Genomic DNA, 18,943 nt, shown 5'->3' on the forward strand with positions numbered 1-18,943 from the left:
ATGAAGGATATCGTACAAGACCGAATTAGCAAGATGGAGGATTTACAGCAACGTCGTATGCTGAAGAACATGATGACAGGTGTATTCCTGAATCTAGTAGAGTATCAAGATGATTTGAATCGGAAGTTGGAGCGTAGAGTATTCGATGAGATCGAGGGTGATGACGGGAAGCATGATATATTCACAGCTCTATGCCCAAGGGATGAGTTGGACCCCATTCACGAATTTCTATACCCCATCATCCCTCAGGATGCGGAAGCGCCAGTCATTGATATGAAGCATATCGTCGATGCTCTAGGTCAGAAGGAAGAGGTTGTACTGACTACTTTTTTTCTACAATGCAATTATTCATTAATCAAACAGTTACTGCAAAGCGACAGGGAATTCGAGGGAGTGCTGGTCACTCAAAATGGACGATATACGGTGAAGGTTCGACTGAAGCAGAACAGAACATATCAGGATGAAATTGAGAAGCTATACCATGTGTTTATTACTAACGGTCTTCCATGGAGAACGATCAATCATCCTTACATACATAAGTTCGTTGATGTCGTGCTGACTGAATGTGATGGCGAATTAGAAGATTCGGAAGAAATCTCCGAAGTGACGGTCCATTTAGAAGAATACGAGTCATATAAACGAGTGAATCTTATACCGCTGTGGAATATTCAGAAGCTAGAGCTGAGGACAGGGGGATTTCCTATTCCAGCAGAGGACCGTATCAATTATGAACATGTGCTACCGCTACTTAAGACCGGGATTAGGCATGGTTATCTGGTGAATGGAGATCAAGAGGATATCCGGTATATCAAGCGTACGGGGGATGAGATTACAATCGTATCCTCTCGTGACAAATCAGATATATGGCATTTGCTTCAGATTGCAGAACCAGTAGATACGGTGATTGGTAAGCTGGCTTACGACGTTATATCCAACCGTAAGGCGGAAGGATTCATCGGCAAATACAAGCATAAACAAGATCAAAGAGTGCGCTCTAAGGGGGAAATTATTCGTATGATTCACTCCTTCGAAGAATCAAAGATGCTAGAACTAATAGATCACAAATTAGATGAGTCTGGTGTGTGCCGTTCTGTCACTTATGAACTGAATCCATTTGTTAGTGATCATGTACGGTCGGAGCAAGGGAAGACGCGCATGATTTTGCGCTTTGGGAGCAGTGTGATTCGGGGAGAGAGTCAGTTTATTCTAGAGGATTTAATGAGCTTTCTCGTATCTGAGATTCAGCTAGCTTTCCCTGAATATAAGTGCGAAGGAGAATGGGCTTGAATTATATCTGGGACCTCATTATCCGCGGACAGGAATTAGGAATGGCCAAGAGAGACATCCATTTCTTGCCTGCTAAAGTATATTCGCCATATATGGAGCTTAGTCAAGAGGACTTGAACGCCATGACGGTTGCGGGTGACGTTGAGGTGAATCCGTACTATCGCTTCTACGATATTTTTAATGGCATGTTTGATATAAATAATACAGAAGATACGGAACTTCGTGGCGCATTGTTTGATATATTAATTCATTTCTTAGCTGATATCGATCTAATGCAGGGGATGAACAAGCGGGAGTATTATATTCGCTTCGTGCTGCGAGATATCCAAGATGGCCTGCTGGGAAAAGTAGTGAAAGAGCATATTTCATTATTCGATCGAGAGGAACAGGAGATCATTGCAGCTAATGTGCTACGACTATACGATACCGGAGAGGCACTTTATTTGTTCAAAGATACGGTGAGTCGGATGTTCCAACGTTCAACCATATATGCGATCTGTGAGGAGAAGGATGAACTTCTGCTCTACATTGGGCAGCGGGAGAATGAAACAACACGTAACAAACTGCAATTGATTATGGAGCTACTACTCCCTATCCAGTATAGCGCAGAGGTATACTGGAACGATCATTTTGGCATTATTGATGAAGATTACACGATGATTCAAGATCGTATCGCAATCTATTGAAATACAGGTCTGCATTGGCGGATAGGATGACTTCAAAGATGATCAGTGAGGAGGAAAAGGTATGAAGGGTTATTCCTACAAATTGTATAACGATCTAATAACGAAAGCCTCTGAACGCGGTGTTGTTAGGTATACCCGGGATGAACTTATGGATATGACCACATTTCAGTTGAGGAATATTTGCTATAAACAAAGACTGGTTGAAGGACTGGGCAATAGCTTGGACCGTGAGGGATTAATCCGCATCATCATGAAGTATTTAAGTGCGGAGGAACGGTTATTCATAGGCCCGATCTGTGAGGGAGGCTTTGATCGAGTTCAAAGTACGATCCGCAAGTATATGCAGCTCCCACTCCAAGGTGACGGAGGCATTCGTGTACCTGCAAGATTGATTCTTTACTCAGGAATGGCCACGGATAAGTCCGATAGCTATCGAGTAACTACTACAGTACCGCTACCAGAATCCAATGTGTTACTGGTGAATGATCGTATGGAGCTGTGCGGCATTCTTCATCTACAACAAGATGATGGGAAGCAGGGACAATATTATTTGACTACGGATCACGAAACACAGTGGCTTCTTACATCTAATCGCCATTATAGCCTATTATTCTTGCGTAAACGAGAGTCGGAATATATCTACAATACCTATTATCAGGTGCATGACCAACCCCCAGCTAATATTCAATATTATAAGATCCCTCTCGCAGAACTGGAGATAAGAGAACTAGAAGAGACAGACGCTGTGCTTGCTATTGATTTCGGTACATCGAATACGACAGCGGGTGCCTTTCTATATAACGGTTATGCAGCATCGCCAAGTAGTCTAGATCTGCTAAATGGACAGATTCAGATGGATACCATCAACTATGTTAAGTTCCCAGATACCACGTATAAGGTGACGGATTGGATTGAAGCATTGCCCTCAGTAGTTAGTGTGACGGACTGTTCTGACCCAACCAACATTCAGTATAACTTCGGTTATCAGGCGCTTCGAAGCATGCGTCATAGTAGTTATAGTAGCCGTGCTAGTGTGTTTCACGGGATGAAGCGATGGGTGAACAATTACACCAAGCAAGAAGAAGTCATGGATACACAAGGGAATATTGCAATGGTATCTAGGAGCGAGATTCTTCGCGCGTATATTCATTATGTGATAACGAGAGCGGAACAACAATTCAAGTGTAAATTCAGACATTTGCACCTATCTAGTCCTGTGAAGATGAAGACACAGTTCCTTGATATGTTCACTCATATTTTACCGGACTATAAGATTGAGCGAGACAACGCGCTGGATGAAGGAATGGCCGTACTGTACAACACCATTGCCGATGGAATTGAACGGGGAACGTTTGAGGATGGAGAGGAATATAAGGCATTGGTTATTGACTGTGGGGGAGGAACAACGGACTTATCCTCTTGCAACTTCCGAGTGGAAGACGGTCATATGTCTTATCGAATCGATATTAATACGACTTATGAGAATGGAGACACCAATTTTGGTGGCAATAACATTACATACCGCATTATGCAATTCATGAAGATTGTCTTTGCCGACTATTACATGGGTCAACGTAATCTAAGTGATATTGATAAGCTGATCAATATTCCTGCGAATGATCTATTCCGAGAGGTCGATGAACAGGGTGTTGAGCAAATATATAGTGAATTAGAACGAAGGTACCGTGAGGCGGAAGATGTGATCCCAACAGCATTCACATTATATGAGAATCGTTCACGTGATGAGTATTTACGTGTAAGAGGTAACTTTCACTTCTTATGGGAAATTGCTGAACAAATGAAAGAGCAGTTCTTTCGTAGAACGGGGATACTGCGTAATCGATTCCATTCTGAGCACGATGCGCTCGAAGAAAGCGACTTACAGATTACGACGATAGATCGCTGGTTCTTGTCGGTCTCTCGCAATGGAGTGATGAAGGATGAATACGAATTTCCCGATGTCGTGTTCAATATTAAGGAGATCACGCAATTAATCAAAGCGGATATATATGACGTCGTCCGTAAATTCCTCGATGATTTCTACCGTGAAGGGCGCATCAGCGACTATTCCATTATTAAGCTTACCGGTCAGTCCTGTCGTATCGACGTGTTCCGTGAAGCACTGAAGGAATTCGTCCCTGGACGAAGCATTGAGTTCCGCCAGAAGCCTGTAGAAGGAAGGATACCTGATCTTAAATTATCCTGTCTACGTGGGGCGATTCGGTATTTGCATGCACGTAAATTCGGTAGCATTGAAGTGAGTATTACGAATTATTCGTCTGTTATTCCTTACGCTGTTAGTGCACATACGCATAATCATCAAGAGAAAGAACTGATCAGTAGCTTGGAACGTAGTAACCGAGTGCTCGGTTCCATCTCACGTCCATTCGATACCGCAGAAATAGAATTCTTCCTCCATGGAAGTGATGGCGGGCTCCGTCACAGTTACTTATACGTAAATAAAATCGCGGATTATCATCCCATTACGCATCAGGAGATCAATTTGGCCTATGCGGACAAAATCCCACAGGATGACACGGATTCTATCGTCAATGGAGAGACCAAGTGGTTCGTGTTCGCAGATGACAATCATTGGGGGTTCCACGTACTTCCTATAGCACGGCAGAAGGACGGATTACATCTTGGAAGGAAACAAATATTTGCATTTGAGAGCGATCTGTCTGAATTGGATTTCTTCGATGGATTGAAATAAAGATACGAAGCGGCAGAGGAGGAGCACATTGTTTACACATCTATATCCCCATTTCAATAAAGGTAGAATTCTGAAGACAGAAATGTTGACCAATTTGCGAGACTTCCCTCGAGAATTCGTAGATATCCACTATGCGGATTATTCCGATGGTATTGTGACAGGTGCTAATCTCAAAGTCGGTCCTAAGCATCTGATCATCTCACCAGGTATTGTACGGCATGAGGGAAGGCTCTACATATTGAACGAATCTACGGAGATTACCTATTTGGCTACAGGGAAGGAACTAGTACTCAAGATCCGTTTCCTCGAAGTGAAGGAAGGTAGTGACCTGACAGTGTACTCTAGCGAAATTGTGCTAGACGAACAAGTAGATTGCAATTCATCTGAGTTGGAACTGGGTCGGTTCAAGCTGAAGGAAGGGGCCAGACTCCGCCAGGATTATCAGAACTTCGCGGATTTCACGACCGAATACAACACCTTGAATGTGCTGCACACATCTTATGCTGCACATGGGGAGAGTACATTATCCCCATTGATTATGCGCTATTTCGCAGATCAGATGCTTCGTAGTGGTAGCGCGGACCCGCGTGATCTAATCTTCGCAATGATGTGCGGCAATGAAGGAACCGTGTCACGCAGCATGATTCTACACTATATCGCCGGCCGTATGGGCATAGCCTACAAGGAATACACCCATGTGCAGATTCATAAGCATCTAGGTCGAATTCTGGATAACGTTCGTGGCGGCGGTAAAGCCCGAGGTAGTTTCTCCATGGGTGGGCCGCAGCGGGTGATTGTGGATTAATAGATTTATAACGAGAAGGAGGTTGTTAATGATATGGAGCGTGCAGATGAGAAAATATTAAAAATATTAAATGAAATGAAAGACAAATCTAGTGAACCTCCAAAAATCACAGATGGTCCAATAAAAATCGGAGCTTACTATTACGAATTTGAAGAAGCTACCTTTTTTGATCAACGATTATTTGTCCAATTGCCTAATCACTTTAAGGAAATGGAAGAGAAACATAAGAAAATGAAATATCCACATGAACAACGACCTGAAATTATTAAAACCGATGATACAGGAGCCATTAACTTTTCATTGAGTAATCTGGAAGAAGACTTAAGTGATCATTGGGTGAAGGAACTTACTCTTGGTATGAGGGACGTCATTAAGAAAACAAATCCTTCAAATGTCTTTTATACGACTGAAGTCGAGAGTGTGAACGGTAAACAGATCGGTTACTTTGAATTCAAAAGTTCTGCACTTGACGGTTTTGTCTACAATATTATGTATTTTCTAGCCGTGGATGGAAAAACGATCATGGGAACATTTAGTTGTCTTTATAAAGATCAGCCTCAATGGAGAGATATAGCATTTCAAGTTATTCGATCCATTCAAACGGCTGAAATTCGTGAACAGGAGGTATAGCCATGAGTGAAGCTATATATACCATTTCAGATATATCGATGAAATCCAGTCCGTTCGATAAGATAACCAACTTGAGCTTAATTAGACAGGTCAATGAGCATGTAACGTGTGCCATTAGTGGAATTATTCCTGAAAGTAAACTAGATCAATATATTGAACAAATCGATGAGAATGAAAGTATTGAGATATGTGTAACCAACGATAACCGAGAGATGGCCTTATTCAAAGGGATAATTACGAATATAGCCGTTCAAGTAGATAGAAATGTGAGAACGATGACAATTGAAGCAAGTAGTAAGACTTTCCTGATGGATATCAAGAAGGAGAGTCGATCCTTTCAACATAGCCAACAGTCCTATTCAGATGTGTTCGCAGTGATCACCAACTCCTACCCAGAGTCGGACGTAGTCGATGCTGCCTCCAATGGAGCAGCTATTGGAGGGCTATTGGTTCAGTATCGAGAAACGGATTGGGAATTCGCCAAGAGACTAGCTTCTCACTTTCAAATGCCCTTACTTCCTATCAGTACATTGGACGGGATTAAATACTATGTGGGTCTGTCAGATGCTGGGCAACCTGTTGAACTCAATGAATATAATTATAAGATACACAATAACATGAAAGAATTTAAACAGATCACCGAGAATAGCGATGATCCGTTTGTTGGTCAAAGTAACTTCAGTTTTGAAGTTACAAGCAATAAGCTGCTAGAGATTGGTTGTCCTGTGACATTTCGTGATCATGAATTATATGTCTATCGTGCTGACATAGTGATCGAGAAAGGGATACTCGTAAATCAATATCAATTGCGTGATCGAGAAGGCTTTCAATGTCATAAGCAAACTAACCATGCCATCATTGGCAGCTCTTTATTCGGTAAAATCACAGCGATTGCTAAGGATAAAGTGAGGCTACATCTACAGATAGATGATAGCCACACTCCATCTCAGGCAATGTGGTTCTCTTACTCAACAGTGTACTCATCACCAGATGGAAGCGGCTGGTATTGTATGCCTGAGATAGGAGATGAGGTCCGTCTTTACTTCCCTGATGCGGAAGAGAAGAATGCCTTTGCAGCAAGTTCAGTAGACTTAGACTCTTCAGATACGACCAAGAGAAGTGATCCATCCGTGAAAAGCATTAGTACCAAGTATGGGAAACAAATTGTATTTCAGCCAGGAGCTGTTGAGATTATCGGCAATGGACAGACGTTATTGCGATTAACAGACGATGGAGGAATAGAGATCAAGAGTGACAAGAAAATTGTGATTACGGCTGTAGATGATATAGAAATTACAGGTGGAGCCAAGGTTCTGATTCAGGGAGATGAAGGGGTAGATCTTAAGCAGGCGGATACGATGCTGACGATCCAAGATGAAGTTGCGTTGACCGGATCCAAGGTGAATATTCGATGAACTATATGAATAAAGAGGCTGCCATTTCCGAATTTTTAGAGAAATTCGTATTTCATCAGTGGATCCAAGATGTCATTCTCATTGACGATGCTTACAAAGAATGTCAAGAACAGATTGACCGTAGCCTGTATGAATCCTTCCATGATTTATTGGTGAAGGCAAGCATATTACATGAACAAGGAGATAAGGGGAAGATACGTTATATCTATTGTTCCTATTTACGTACAAGTGTAATGGAGAATAAGGCTATGTACAGACTAGATGCCTATGATGCTAAGTGGTACCTGGATTCAACAGAGTGTAGCACGACATGGGAGGCAGCCTTTATGTTCGAGCCTTTGTTTAAACGGATGGAGATGCTTGAGCAAGAGAAGAAACATTATGCAAGAAAAGTTACTTCGATGGATATTGAAGAAGTGAAGCAGATCGAAGGCTATAAATATCACTTGTTAACCAAAGAGTTGATCAAAGAACAAATCCCTTCCATCATGGATACATGTCATTTCAACCATATAATAGATGATTCTGGCTTGATTGTGGCGGTGGGGGAATATCGAGATGAAAGTGAAATTGTCTTTGAATACAACGGTCAAGGTGGGGATTGTGAATAATGGATTACTTCGTATTAAGGCAGGACGAGCGGTATACCCAAATCCCGATGATAGAACAACTCAGAACTCAGATTGACACTAGACATATTCATCTAACGGATGCACACCATATTCCGGACACATCAATTTTTTATGTGAAAGCAGATCAAGAAACAACCTATTTAGATTTCCTTGATCGACAGATCGTGCTGATGTCTAGCCATATGAAACAATTGATAGACTTATATCAGCCTGATTATGTCACGAAATTAGTCGTTCTTATCGATAGAACCATGCAGAAACAATCAGAATATTATCTACCGATCTTTAAGGAAATCAGTTGTCTCAGTCCAAATACGGAATTTCACCATGATCATACCACGATTAAAAGACTCGTTCTGCAAGAAAGTCTGATTGAGAATCATCACATATTTCAAATTAAAGAGAGCGAAAATCCGCTCATTGTCGTTCGACTAGATGTTGCAGAAAGTATACTTCGGCGTGGGTTTACGGGCATCCACTTAGATCGAGTTTCTGTTGAATAGAACTATTGAACTGTAAAAGGGGGACTAACATTGACAGATCAAATGATATCAAATACTAGAATTTATCCGATAGATTCAGATTCTGGTCAAGTCATCATTCTTACGCCAGATTATATATTTGACAAAGTAAATCAAGATGAAGTTGAACAATTTATTGAAAATGTATATGGAGATGAAGACTTTGTTTATAGCTTGAAACCAAGCAGAGTACATTATATTGACACTATAAAGAAAGTATCTTCTAACCAAAAGACATCACTCATCACGATTGTTACGAAAGTGAACGGTAAGAAAGAAACGGACTTTCTAAGTATAGAAGATAAGGAGCAAACGGAGCAATTTCTCCAAGAATTATACCAACTTCTAAAGGATGAATGTAGTTTCAAAGTGAAAGAGTATAACCGATTCAATGCAACGTTTAGGCCACTTCTAGCATTGCTGATCATTATCGGTTCAGGCGTATTCTTGACATGGTTTGCCCAAGAGGCACGAAACGGTCTTAGTAGAACTAGAGTAGTGAAAGCGTCCGTGTATTATTTGTATAAAGTCATGGATTTCATTGGACCTACGGGTGCCATCATTATTACGGGAATCGCCTTTTTGATTGGGATGGCAGTATTGGCATACAGAGTAAAGAATCCGCCAATCATGACATTGATCAAGAGAAATAATTAAAAGTTTCTGTTGAATAGAGAGGAGAAAGATACTATGTCGGATCATCCCGCTTATGTCGTAAGAGGAGCGTTGATGGAATGTGGAATGGGATCTCACCATCGGCGCATTAATCTTCCAGAAAGTCATGGTTCTTACGTCAATGAAAAGCCGATGATGAACGTGGAAGATTGCAAACCGAATCATATCCCTTACTTTGGTATATGTAATAGTGTGCATAACCTAAACAGCGAGGTCGTACATCTTATCGCAGAAGATGGATCCGGGACGATCTCGGGTAAACCATGTGTACCTATCTTTTATGGGAAATGGGTGAATGCTAAAGAAGGGACATTGGTAGAGGGGAAAGCAGCACTGACCACAGATTCAGTCATCTTCTGCCATTGTGTGGATGGTGTAGTCAAGTTCCTCAAAGATGGACAGCATGATGACTAGTCTAAAGGGAGGTTGCGAACATGATTACGTACGATAGTCTCGTTGTCCACACACCATATTCTCTGCAAAAGATTATCGATCTGGACATCATCATGAGGCCTGGAGAACACGTTAAGGCGACTATGAAAGGCATCGTAGACGATTCATTTCACATCCAATCGACGACCAGAGCGATGTGGCAAGATGAACTAACGATCTATGACAAGAGGGATGAGAAACAAATCATCGTCTTTAAAGGTTTAATTACGTCAGTGAAAAGTACGAATGTGAATGGCGTATATTATGTGGAGATTGAAAGCTTATCCGCAAGCATTCAACTAGATATCCAGCGAAGAAAACGAACCTTCCAGAATAGTACGATGACCTATGAAGCCCTACTTCAGAGTATCATGGAAGAATATTCAGGAGGAGATGTTTCGTGTAACGTCGGAGTAGGAATTCCTATAGGGGAACCCATCATCCAATATGAAGAGACAGACTGGGAATTCATCCAGCGTCTAGCAAGTCATTTCCAACAATTCGCTACATCGGATTTAAAGTATGCGGACCCGAAAATATATTTCGGTACACCTCCAGGGAAAGAATATAACATGTCAGATGATGTATCTTATACGGCAGGTAAAGATTTAGTCGCGTATCATCGCGCGGGTGGTGCAGAGGCAGGACTACATCATACGGACTTCTTCTATTATGACATCATAAGTGATCAGCAATATAACATCGGTGACATTGTGAACTTCAGAGATAAACAACTGGTCGTTAGCCAAAAGACAGTATGCTTAGAGGAAATACAGCTGGTATATAGCTATCGCTTGTCTCGCCAGAAAGGAATACATCGAAGAATTATACATAATGAACGGCTGTCTGGCGTCTCACTTGAAGGAGAAGTGCTAGATGTTCAGGGAGAGCAAGTCAAGCTACACCTCACAATAGATAAAGATCAACCGAAGCAGACCGCTCACTGGTTCATATTCGCTCCACCAACAGGGAATGCCATGTACTGCATGCCCCAAATCGGAACAAGTGCCACACTGTACTGTCCAGAAGCGGATGGAAAAGGCGCGATCGTGACGGGATGTGTACGAACGAATGGAGAAGAATGTGAGAAATCTGGGGATCCTAACATTAGATATTTCGGAACAGAGCATGGGAGTGAAGCCAAGTTATCTCCAACGGGCATAGATATTGTAAGCGGCTCGAAGGAACCGTTAAAGCTAACGCTAGAAGACGAGGACGGAATTACATTAACAAGCCATAAGAAACTATTATTACAAGCAGATAGTGACATCATCATCCACAGCCAGAAGCGAGTCGTGATCCAAGCGGAAAGCCAAGTGATGGTAGTAAAAGCGGGGCAGACCAGTGGGATAGCTATTGAGAATGAGTACCATATCCTTGGAGCGCAGGTCATTGCTGAAGGGTCGGACCGAACACCCTTCTCACCTTATGCTGACGAACCCTTGATAGGAACCCCACCACCGCAACCCGAACCTGAGCCCGAGGAGAAACCACCGTTTAAGTGGGGGAAACTCATCGGAAATGTAGTGGGTGCACTTATAGTCGTTGCGGTAGTAGTAGCTGTTGCAGTGGTTGTCGTAGCGACGCTGGGTGCAGGTGCCGTGGTCATAGGCGCTGTAGCAGCAGGTGCGGCGATAGCAGGTACAGCCGCCGTCGTCAGTCAGGCCGTGTCCGATATTTCCAGAGGAGAAGTCAGCGACTTCGGTGCCTATGGATGGGCTGCCTTACGAGAGTCGACCATAGGGGCAATATCTGGAGCGATATTCGGTCCATTCGGACTAACTAGTGTTGTAGGTGGGAAGATGGCATTGGGAGCAGTAACGAATGCCTTCGAGAGTGTAATCCGTCAGACGATGATTGGAGAAGGCTTTAGCCTGAAGACACTACTTGGCGATGCGACGATAGGAGCCGTAACAGCAGGGATACTGGATTCAAGAATCGTAAAAGGAATCGGCGGAGCAGTAGTCAAGAAAATAAGTAGTGTGGCACCGTGGTTGAGAAACGGAATAGGCTCTGTAGCGAACCAATTCAGCAAGCGAGTAGATGATCTAACCCAATATGGCAATAAAATGGGTCAGAAATATATGAAGGAAACCCGCGACATGCTCGAGAATGTCGCAGAGTCGCTTAGACAAGTGGGGAACAATCTACCTGGGCCTATACCCGTCCTCGCTGGGGCAGGTGGTAGATTACCAGATGACCAAGTATTGAAAAGCTCCGATCCAAAGTTAAATCAGCAGCAACAGAGATACTGGAGTGAGTTGGAACAAGGTAAGAAGGAATTGAATGAGCGGATGTCGAAGAATGCTGAGGGGACGGGTGAAGGTGGAACTCTCAAGCAAACGGTTATCTCAAGAATCTCTGAAATAAAAGTGAAATTCAATAGGAATCTTAAACATGATAGTGTAGAGTTTAAAAGACAGTTGAAAGATCAAGAAGAGGGAATAAATGAGCTATCTGTAGATGAATTTTTAAGTAATAGAGATAAATATTTAAAAGATGGTAGATCCCTTGAGGGAGATGCTGCTCAGAAACTTGCTAGAAAGAAAGCTCTTCAAGAAGAAATAGATAGACTACGTGATCAAGGACTTTCGTATGAAGATGCTGTGAAAAAAGCTGAAGAATGGATTAAAGGTAAGGCCGCACTTCATAATCCAGACCAAGTTGCTGGTGGATATCCGCAGAATATTGATGGTTTAGGTGACTTGGGGGTAAATTCATCGATTGGATCACAATGGAAGGGCAATATCAAAGATCTGGATAAACAAATTAGAGATATTGCTGAAAATATGACTGAGGAACAAAGAAAAGCAACATACCTAAATATAAAATTAACAGAATAATAATATGGAGGGTGAAATTATGAATATTCCCAATTTTCTTCCTGTAGAACAAACACCAATAAGCATTTTTGAAGAATACAAAGAAAATATTCCTGGTCAAGTAGTTGAAGTATGGGAACAGTATGGTTTGGGAAGTATTTCAAATGGATATCTAAGAATTGTAAATCCAGATCAATATCGTGAAATCTTAAAAGATACTTATGTTCGAGCTGACTTAGCAATTCCATTATTTACAACAGCAATGGGAGACATATTGGTTTGGGAAGATGGTTATCTTTTGTCACTTAACTATAGGAAGCATGAAGTAAATGTAGTTGCCAAAAACCTCAAGTTCTTTTTCGGGGATATAAATGATGAGTATTTCTTAAAGGAAGCTCTCGATTGGTCCCCATATCCAGAAGCTATAAAAATATATGGAGAGCCTGCATTTGATGAGTGTTTTGGTTATGTACCCCTTATAGGTTTAGGGGGATCAGAAAAAGTAGAGAATTTGAAGAAAGTTAAATTTATTGAGCATATTTACTTGATTACAGAATTCATGGGACCTATTGGATAAAAGGATATCACGGCAATGCGTGTTAATAGCGCGTATAGAGGACTTTTTGCATCAGCTATTGTGGCGCTGATGAAGGAGATTTTGTTCCATCCATATTTGCTAAACACTTTGAGATTCGTAGATATGACGATGCTGTTAGAGAAGCAGAATATTATGAAGAGGCGAGCAATGACCTGAATCAATTACTTGAAGGATTCTCTTATGATGATAAAATTGTCCTGAGATTTGATACGCTAGTGCAGGAAGAATTGCCAAATGATATTAATGCAGTAGTTTTACTTTATAACTTTAAGTATACTGGGGAAATTGTCGAAGCTAAAATTCAATCGAATTATCTGAGATTCTTAGGAACGGTAGAATACTGATAATGTGGCTTAGAATGGTTAATGGATAATTTAGATGAAGGGACAATGTTGGTTGACTATGAAGGAAACAAAAAGGAATTAGATTTATAAATGCTGTATTTACTAGTTCGTAAATGTTTATTAAATTAACAAACCAAATACGCTTGATTACTATAGTGAATTACAGGCTGATATGAAAAAAATTATAAATTTATGTAAAGAATATAACCGTGAGATGCCTACAGAAATGAGATTAATCTAAGATGTTAATACAAGAAAGTTGACTGCAAATTATAAGTATGCTTAGTATACTTATAATTTGGTTAAAACCGCAAATAGAATTGCAATAGAGTGGTTCGAGCAAATTAAAGCAGAACATAGTAATTAAGAAGTTTATAATATATACCCAGTCAGCACCATTTGTTTGGTCAATGCTGGGTTCTTTTCTGTCTAAATCACTAGTTAGGGTGGAAGAATCCCTAACTGGTAATCCTAAAGGGCTGTTAAATCTCCTGTCTAATCTCAAATAATAGGTTCTCTCCGGCCCCCTGAGTATTATAAAGGTGTTCGTGGATATGAATACAAAATAACGGATATACGTCAAACCGTAAGCGAGCAAGTCATGAAGCTGAAGAACGTGATGGAAGCACTGGCGCTGAAGAATCCAAAAATGGAAAAAGTGTTATCTATGTCAACCCATGTGGCAACACAATACAGCAAGAGTCTGGTCCTGGAACAAGGAATGCAAGCCGGGGTGCAGTATGAATTCGTCGGAGACCTCGTTGAGAAACTGGGTGGAGACAAGATGCGTGCAGCGCTGACATGGGTATCTATTGTGGCAGGCTCCAAGCGTAGCGTAGGCGGAGGGAAATCTAAACTCGGCATTACGGATGGCGGAGGTAGTTCTTCAGGCGGCGGATCTGGGAAGAAGGATAAATCGAAGAAGGATAACGAGCCGACGAAGAAAGATATGGATAAGAGTAAGAAGGATACAGATCAGACCAAGAAGGAAGAGTTGAGCAAGAAGGATAAAGAGTCAACGACATCGAAGAAGGAAGGGGATAAGAAAGAATCGGAAGGTAAGAGCAAGAATAAAGAACAAGGTAAGAGTGAAGGTGAAAATAATAAGAAAAGTAAAGAGCGTAAACCATTACAACCAAATCAGAAGAAATGGATAAATAACGGTGGGAAAGTAAAACAAAATAAGGATGGGTCAACAACGTATACAAATAAAGATGGTAAGTCAGTAACATATAATAGAGATGGATATCCTGACTTTACGCCGTATGCGCATTCATCAGTGGCACCTGTAAAAATAGAGGTAGCATATCCAGATAATCGTAAACAAGACTTTAAAAGAGCAAATGAAGAGGCAGGGTTAGATAAAAATTCGAATCCGGCAGTTCCAAAAAGTGATGAGCCTCCTGACGGTTATACATGGCATCATCATGAGGATGGAACAACAATGATATTGGTAGACAAAGAGATACACAAGGAATTTTCACATACAGGTGGAGTAGCTACTAAAAAAAATCAAAATAAATAAAACTCAATATAGAGAAAGGAAATGAAGATGGCGAATATAATTAGTCCTTATAATAAGCTTTCTATTGAACAATTAGATGAATTTGAAAAGAAATATAGTGTTATTTTCCCTGAAAAGTATAAAAGTCTTATGCTTGAAACAAATGGAGGTAAACCCGAGCCACATATATTTGAAATATCTGATGGGCAAGGGGAAAGTGGTGTTACAGCTTTTTTTACGATAAATGATGGTCCACGATATAATCATTTGGAGAGAAATTTAGACATTTATGATGGCAGACTTCCCACAGGATTTATTCCAATTGGTGATGACCCAGGTGGAAATTTATTATGTCTAGGTATAAACGAAAAGTACTATGAAAATATTTATTTTTGGGATCATGAGGAAGAGTGCGGAGATATGAGTAACATGTACTTTCTTGCTAATGATATTTATGAGTTTCTGAATAAATTATATAAGGATATTGAGGACTAAACTATCATTCTTTAAAATTCAATTATAAAAGGGGGGATAAAATGACTAACTTAGAAGGTTACAACCAACAAGTGTCTCAATACATTCAAAATCAACTAGGCGGTACATCCAAGATACAGCAATTTTCTAGTGATGAATTGTTTTGGACTAAGGCTGCGGATTGGAAAAATAAACTGAGCTTTGATATCCTCACTTTAAAGAATATACCTGAAGAGGGGATTACTACTTATAGCACTATTGGATTGTCTCAGTATGAGCTTAGGGATGCTGAAAATAATAGACTTCCTCGACGTATTGAACTAATGGCAGTACTAAGAGAAGACACAGACTTTCTAGAACTTACTGGAGATCCAGAAGATCAAGTTTATTTCTTAGAAGATACTCTAATGTATATAAGTTGCTATTTAGTTAATGAGGAAAGTTATATTTATCCAGGTGATGTATGGATAAATTGGTTTTCAAAATATGAAAAATTCGGTAATGTGGAACATCTGTACTTTATGTATCCAAACTTATTAATAGAGAATATACAATCGAATATAATAGAAGGTAATGAAATTGAATGGCTATTATGTGTTCCAATTTCCCGAGAAGAACTTGAATATTATGAAAGTAATGGATCGGAAGCATTAGAAAAACTGTTGTTGCTGAAGCGAGTTGATGTTTCGGACTTGTTTCGGGAGTCTGTACTATAACCATCGTATCCTACCCCAAGCGAGCTATACTCGTTATGGGGTGTTTTTTCGTCACAATTAAAGGAGTGGCAGCTCTGCTTTCTCTAAATATAAAAAAGGAAAACGTTTCTGATTCAGTGTCAGAAGGATAGATGTTGACCGTACAGTTGGTTTATAACCTGAAGGAGCCGATGATATCTTGAATATGAATCCGTTAGATAATAGTGCTAATAGGAGTCTTGGAAAACAAATTTAGAATAAAACTAAGGATTACCCATTTGGCATAATAATAGTGATATCCAGGCCACGGAAGTAAAACTGGAAGGTCAGACGAAATGTGCCGTGTATGTCGAAGATATGGAACCTGAACCTGAAGCACCATTTGTATGCGAAGTGGAGATCGAGGAACCCGAACCCGAGAAGAAGAAAAGTTTCTGGGAGAAAGCACTAGATGTCACGCAAATCGTACTCGATGTCGCGGGTCTCATACCTGGATTAGGAGAAGTAGCGGATTTACTGAATGCGGCTATCTACGTGGGGCGTGGAGATTACACGAATGCAGCCCTATCTGCGGCAGCTGCCATTCCGTTCATAGGTTGGGGAGCAGCAGGAGCCAAGGCCGTAAGCCGAGGGATTAGTGCAGTCAAAACAGGTCAGAAAGCATTAAAGACGGCCGATCGAGCTGTAGACACCGCCAAAGCGGTTCGTAAAACCAGTGAAATGGTAACAGATCTGATGAGCAGTGGAAGTATGGGTAAAGTGTTCACCAACGCGCGAAAGATGGCGAACAACCTCGGTATAAGCGAGCAAGTCATGAAGCTGAAGAACGTGATGGAAGCACTGGCGCTGAAGAATCCGAAAATGGCAAAAGTGTTATCTATGTCAACCCATGTGGCAACCCAATACAGTAAGAGTCTGGCGTTGGAACAAGGAATGCAAGCCGGGATGCAGTATGAATTCGTCGGAGACCTCGTTGAGAAGCTGGGCGGAGACAAGATGCGTGCTGCACTGACATGGGTATCCATTGTAGCAGGCTCCAAGCGTAGCGTAGGCGGAGGAAAATCTAAACTCGGCATTACGGATGGTGGAGGAGGCTCATCAGGCGGCGGATCTGGTAAGAAGGATAAGTCGAAGAAAGATAACGAGCCGACGAAGAAAGATACGGATAAGAGCAAGAAGGATAAGGAAACAACGACCACGAAGAAGGACGATACGAATAAGCTAGCCAATCCGAAGAGTACAGAGCCGAGCAAGTCGGATAAAGATACATCGACAACGAAGAAGGCTGGGGGTAAAGAAGATATTGGAACTCCGCCTAGGTATGGGGAAAGAAAAATCTCAGATGAGGAGCGAGAGTTTTATAGAAATAGAACGCCAAATGATAAAGCTAGAGATAAGGTAAATGAGGGTCTTGACGAATCTACATTGCCAATAGCAGATCCTGTTCTGCATGGAAAAGAAATGAAGGCAAGATATGAACCAGATCATATTGTCTCTTATGATAAAATAACTCATATGGATGGTTTTGATACTCTGACGGATAAACAAAAACGAGAAGTTATTAATAATCTGGATAATTTCGAAGGTTTAAGTAGATCAGCAAATGGTTCGAAACAAGATAAGACATATGAAGAGTGGACACATTATAAGAAAGGTCAATCGGGAGAAATTGAGGTTGACCCTGATTTCAGAAAGAAAATGATAGATAAAGAAAGAGAGATGGAACGAAGATTACAGAAGCAAATTGATGAGTTTAATGAAGGGAATAAAAAATAAATACTGAGAAAGGCGATGATTAGATGGAACAAAAAATTGATTATTTAAGAAAGTTCAATAAAAGTGCGCGTCTCATATCAATGAGTGAACTAGATAATAATACGCATTCAATACCCAATACTTGGCGTGAACTTTTTAGAGAAGAGGATATTGAAAAAAAAATCAATATACTTCTAGAAATATGGAGAAGAAACCTAGGAAACGAATTGAGTATTACTATATCTTACTTGATTGAGAATCTTGAGAATATAGAATTACTGGAAATAGAAGGTAGGCATTCATTTCGATATTCAATTTTATATACCATAAGAAAGCCAGATGGTGAGATTACGTATTATGAAGGACGAAATCCCGAAGAAAATTTTCATAATGATGAACTAGAAGGAAATTGGGGTGAAATCCCTGAGTCAATTCAAAAATTTTATGAAAATGTGCATAATGGATTTTATTATTATGCAAGTGTATCTATGGGACTAGTACCTTTGGAATTTGTAACATTTTTAGGCGATGATGATCTTGATTGGAGTATTATCGACGATTTGAAAGAACCTATGCGAATTGATTTGAATACATCCTTTGGTTTTTTTAGTAACGGAATGGAATCTTATATTGCTATCGATTATACTGATTCTGAGAATGGTAATGCTACCTTTTGGTCTTCAAAAACACAACCTAGATATAATATTAATTTTTGGGATACGGTAGATGAATGGATGGTCATTGGATTTGAGTAGTTAATTTATTGGGAGATATATTATTGAAGGAATAATCTACGGACCAGCTCATTATTCATTTGAGCAGTACAAAGCTAAAATCTACTAAGGCTTACTCCACTTGAAATAAGAGTGGTTATACTAGCTCCACTATCTAAAAAAGACTGGGAGAAAGGTCGAAAGTGTTTTTATGGTTATAAATTATTATAATTCATAATTAG

General features: G+C 40.5%; 19 protein-coding genes. All 19 read left to right on the forward strand.

Annotated features, from left to right (window positions below; genetic code table 11):
- A complete protein-coding gene (locus tag AC1TO8_RS13295) occupies positions 1–1,287 on the forward strand; it encodes a normocyte-binding protein (protein WP_482056257.1) in 1,287 nt (428 codons plus the stop codon).
- Positions 1,278–1,973, forward strand: a complete 696-nt coding sequence (locus tag AC1TO8_RS13300) for an iron-dependent peroxidase (protein ID WP_482056105.1) — start codon at positions 1,278–1,280, stop codon at positions 1,971–1,973. The genes AC1TO8_RS13295 and AC1TO8_RS13300 overlap by 10 nt, the downstream gene beginning before the upstream one ends.
- A gap of 61 nt (positions 1,974–2,034) precedes the next feature.
- Entirely contained in the window at positions 2,035–4,686 is a 2,652-nt protein-coding gene (locus AC1TO8_RS13305; protein WP_482056106.1) for a molecular chaperone, read from the forward strand.
- 28 nt (positions 4,687–4,714) lie between these two features.
- On the forward strand, positions 4,715–5,491 hold the full coding sequence (locus tag AC1TO8_RS13310; RefSeq protein WP_482056107.1) for a DNA and RNA helicase: 777 nt from the start codon (positions 4,715–4,717) through the stop codon (positions 5,489–5,491).
- Positions 5,492–5,524: 33 nt separating this feature from the next.
- Positions 5,525–6,121 carry a hypothetical protein gene (locus tag AC1TO8_RS13315; protein WP_482056108.1) on the forward strand — a complete coding sequence of 199 codons (597 nt, stop codon included), beginning with the start codon at positions 5,525–5,527 and terminating at the stop codon, positions 6,119–6,121.
- 2 nt (positions 6,122–6,123) lie between these two features.
- On the forward strand, positions 6,124–7,536 hold the full coding sequence (locus AC1TO8_RS13320) for a phage tail protein (protein WP_482056109.1): 1,413 nt from the start codon (positions 6,124–6,126) through the stop codon (positions 7,534–7,536).
- Positions 7,533–8,147: a hypothetical protein gene (locus AC1TO8_RS13325; protein WP_482056110.1), complete on the forward strand. Its 615-nt coding sequence runs from the start codon at positions 7,533–7,535 to the stop codon at positions 8,145–8,147. Before AC1TO8_RS13320 ends, AC1TO8_RS13325 begins: the two co-directional genes overlap by 4 nt.
- A complete protein-coding gene (locus AC1TO8_RS13330) occupies positions 8,147–8,671 on the forward strand; it encodes an imm11 family protein (protein WP_482056111.1) in 525 nt (174 codons plus the stop codon). Before AC1TO8_RS13325 ends, AC1TO8_RS13330 begins: the two co-directional genes overlap by 1 nt.
- Before the next feature lie 30 nt (positions 8,672–8,701).
- Positions 8,702–9,346 carry a hypothetical protein gene (locus AC1TO8_RS13335; RefSeq protein ID WP_482056112.1) on the forward strand — a complete coding sequence of 215 codons (645 nt, stop codon included), beginning with the start codon at positions 8,702–8,704 and terminating at the stop codon, positions 9,344–9,346.
- 33 nt (positions 9,347–9,379) lie between these two features.
- Positions 9,380–9,778: a DUF4280 domain-containing protein gene (locus tag AC1TO8_RS13340; protein ID WP_482056113.1), complete on the forward strand. Its 399-nt coding sequence runs from the start codon at positions 9,380–9,382 to the stop codon at positions 9,776–9,778.
- A 20-nt stretch (positions 9,779–9,798) separates the two neighbouring features.
- Complete coding sequence (locus AC1TO8_RS13345; protein ID WP_482056114.1) at positions 9,799–12,639, forward strand: polymorphic toxin type 15 domain-containing protein; 2,841 nt, start codon at positions 9,799–9,801, stop codon at positions 12,637–12,639.
- A 16-nt stretch (positions 12,640–12,655) separates the two neighbouring features.
- Positions 12,656–13,195, forward strand: a complete 540-nt coding sequence (locus AC1TO8_RS13350) for a T6SS immunity protein Tdi1 domain-containing protein (RefSeq protein ID WP_482056258.1) — start codon at positions 12,656–12,658, stop codon at positions 13,193–13,195.
- Between the two features lie 15 nt (positions 13,196–13,210).
- The gene (locus AC1TO8_RS13355; protein WP_482056115.1) at positions 13,211–13,372 is read left to right on the forward strand and encodes a hypothetical protein; all 162 of its coding nucleotides are present in this window, start codon (positions 13,211–13,213) and stop codon (positions 13,370–13,372) included.
- A complete protein-coding gene (locus AC1TO8_RS13360; protein ID WP_482056259.1) occupies positions 13,309–13,560 on the forward strand; it encodes an immunity 22 family protein in 252 nt (83 codons plus the stop codon). Before AC1TO8_RS13355 ends, AC1TO8_RS13360 begins: the two co-directional genes overlap by 64 nt.
- A gap of 601 nt (positions 13,561–14,161) precedes the next feature.
- Positions 14,162–15,085, forward strand: a complete 924-nt coding sequence (locus AC1TO8_RS13365; RefSeq protein WP_482056116.1) for an HNH endonuclease — start codon at positions 14,162–14,164, stop codon at positions 15,083–15,085.
- A gap of 27 nt (positions 15,086–15,112) precedes the next feature.
- Entirely contained in the window at positions 15,113–15,559 is a 447-nt protein-coding gene (locus AC1TO8_RS13370; RefSeq protein ID WP_482056117.1) for an SMI1/KNR4 family protein, read from the forward strand.
- 41 nt (positions 15,560–15,600) lie between these two features.
- Positions 15,601–16,254 carry a suppressor of fused domain protein gene (locus AC1TO8_RS13375; RefSeq protein ID WP_482056118.1) on the forward strand — a complete coding sequence of 218 codons (654 nt, stop codon included), beginning with the start codon at positions 15,601–15,603 and terminating at the stop codon, positions 16,252–16,254.
- Between the two features lie 336 nt (positions 16,255–16,590).
- The gene (locus AC1TO8_RS13380) at positions 16,591–18,009 is read left to right on the forward strand and encodes a hypothetical protein (RefSeq protein WP_482056119.1); all 1,419 of its coding nucleotides are present in this window, start codon (positions 16,591–16,593) and stop codon (positions 18,007–18,009) included.
- Positions 18,010–18,032: 23 nt separating this feature from the next.
- Positions 18,033–18,743 carry an SMI1/KNR4 family protein gene (locus AC1TO8_RS13385; protein WP_482056120.1) on the forward strand — a complete coding sequence of 237 codons (711 nt, stop codon included), beginning with the start codon at positions 18,033–18,035 and terminating at the stop codon, positions 18,741–18,743.
- Positions 18,744–18,943: the final 200 nt, after the last annotated feature.

It is taken from the genome of Paenibacillus sp. Y859, from assembly GCF_056786405.1.

Excerpts from the sequence above, each read along its gene's own strand:
- AC1TO8_RS13375 (WP_482056118.1), top strand. The coding sequence starts at position 15,601 with ATGACTAACTTAGAAGGTTACAACCAACAAGTGTCTCAATACATTCAA.
- AC1TO8_RS13305 (WP_482056106.1), top strand. The coding sequence starts at position 2,035 with ATGAAGGGTTATTCCTACAAATTGTATAACGATCTAATAACGAAAGCC.
- AC1TO8_RS13370 (WP_482056117.1), top strand. The coding sequence starts at position 15,113 with ATGGCGAATATAATTAGTCCTTATAATAAGCTTTCTATTGAACAATTA.
- AC1TO8_RS13315 (WP_482056108.1), top strand. The coding sequence starts at position 5,525 with ATGGAGCGTGCAGATGAGAAAATATTAAAAATATTAAATGAAATGAAA.
- AC1TO8_RS13325 (WP_482056110.1), top strand. The coding sequence starts at position 7,533 with ATGAACTATATGAATAAAGAGGCTGCCATTTCCGAATTTTTAGAGAAA.
- AC1TO8_RS13320 (WP_482056109.1), top strand. The coding sequence starts at position 6,124 with ATGAGTGAAGCTATATATACCATTTCAGATATATCGATGAAATCCAGT.
- AC1TO8_RS13340 (WP_482056113.1), top strand. The coding sequence starts at position 9,380 with ATGTCGGATCATCCCGCTTATGTCGTAAGAGGAGCGTTGATGGAATGT.
- AC1TO8_RS13295 (WP_482056257.1), top strand. The coding sequence starts at position 1 with ATGAAGGATATCGTACAAGACCGAATTAGCAAGATGGAGGATTTACAG.
- AC1TO8_RS13385 (WP_482056120.1), top strand. The coding sequence starts at position 18,033 with ATGGAACAAAAAATTGATTATTTAAGAAAGTTCAATAAAAGTGCGCGT.
- AC1TO8_RS13380 (WP_482056119.1), top strand. The coding sequence starts at position 16,591 with ATGGAACCTGAACCTGAAGCACCATTTGTATGCGAAGTGGAGATCGAG.
- AC1TO8_RS13330 (WP_482056111.1), top strand. The coding sequence starts at position 8,147 with ATGGATTACTTCGTATTAAGGCAGGACGAGCGGTATACCCAAATCCCG.
- AC1TO8_RS13355 (WP_482056115.1), top strand. The coding sequence starts at position 13,211 with ATGCGTGTTAATAGCGCGTATAGAGGACTTTTTGCATCAGCTATTGTG.
- AC1TO8_RS13365 (WP_482056116.1), top strand. The coding sequence starts at position 14,162 with ATGAAGCTGAAGAACGTGATGGAAGCACTGGCGCTGAAGAATCCAAAA.
- AC1TO8_RS13345 (WP_482056114.1), top strand. The coding sequence starts at position 9,799 with ATGATTACGTACGATAGTCTCGTTGTCCACACACCATATTCTCTGCAA.
- AC1TO8_RS13300 (WP_482056105.1), top strand. The coding sequence starts at position 1,278 with ATGGGCTTGAATTATATCTGGGACCTCATTATCCGCGGACAGGAATTA.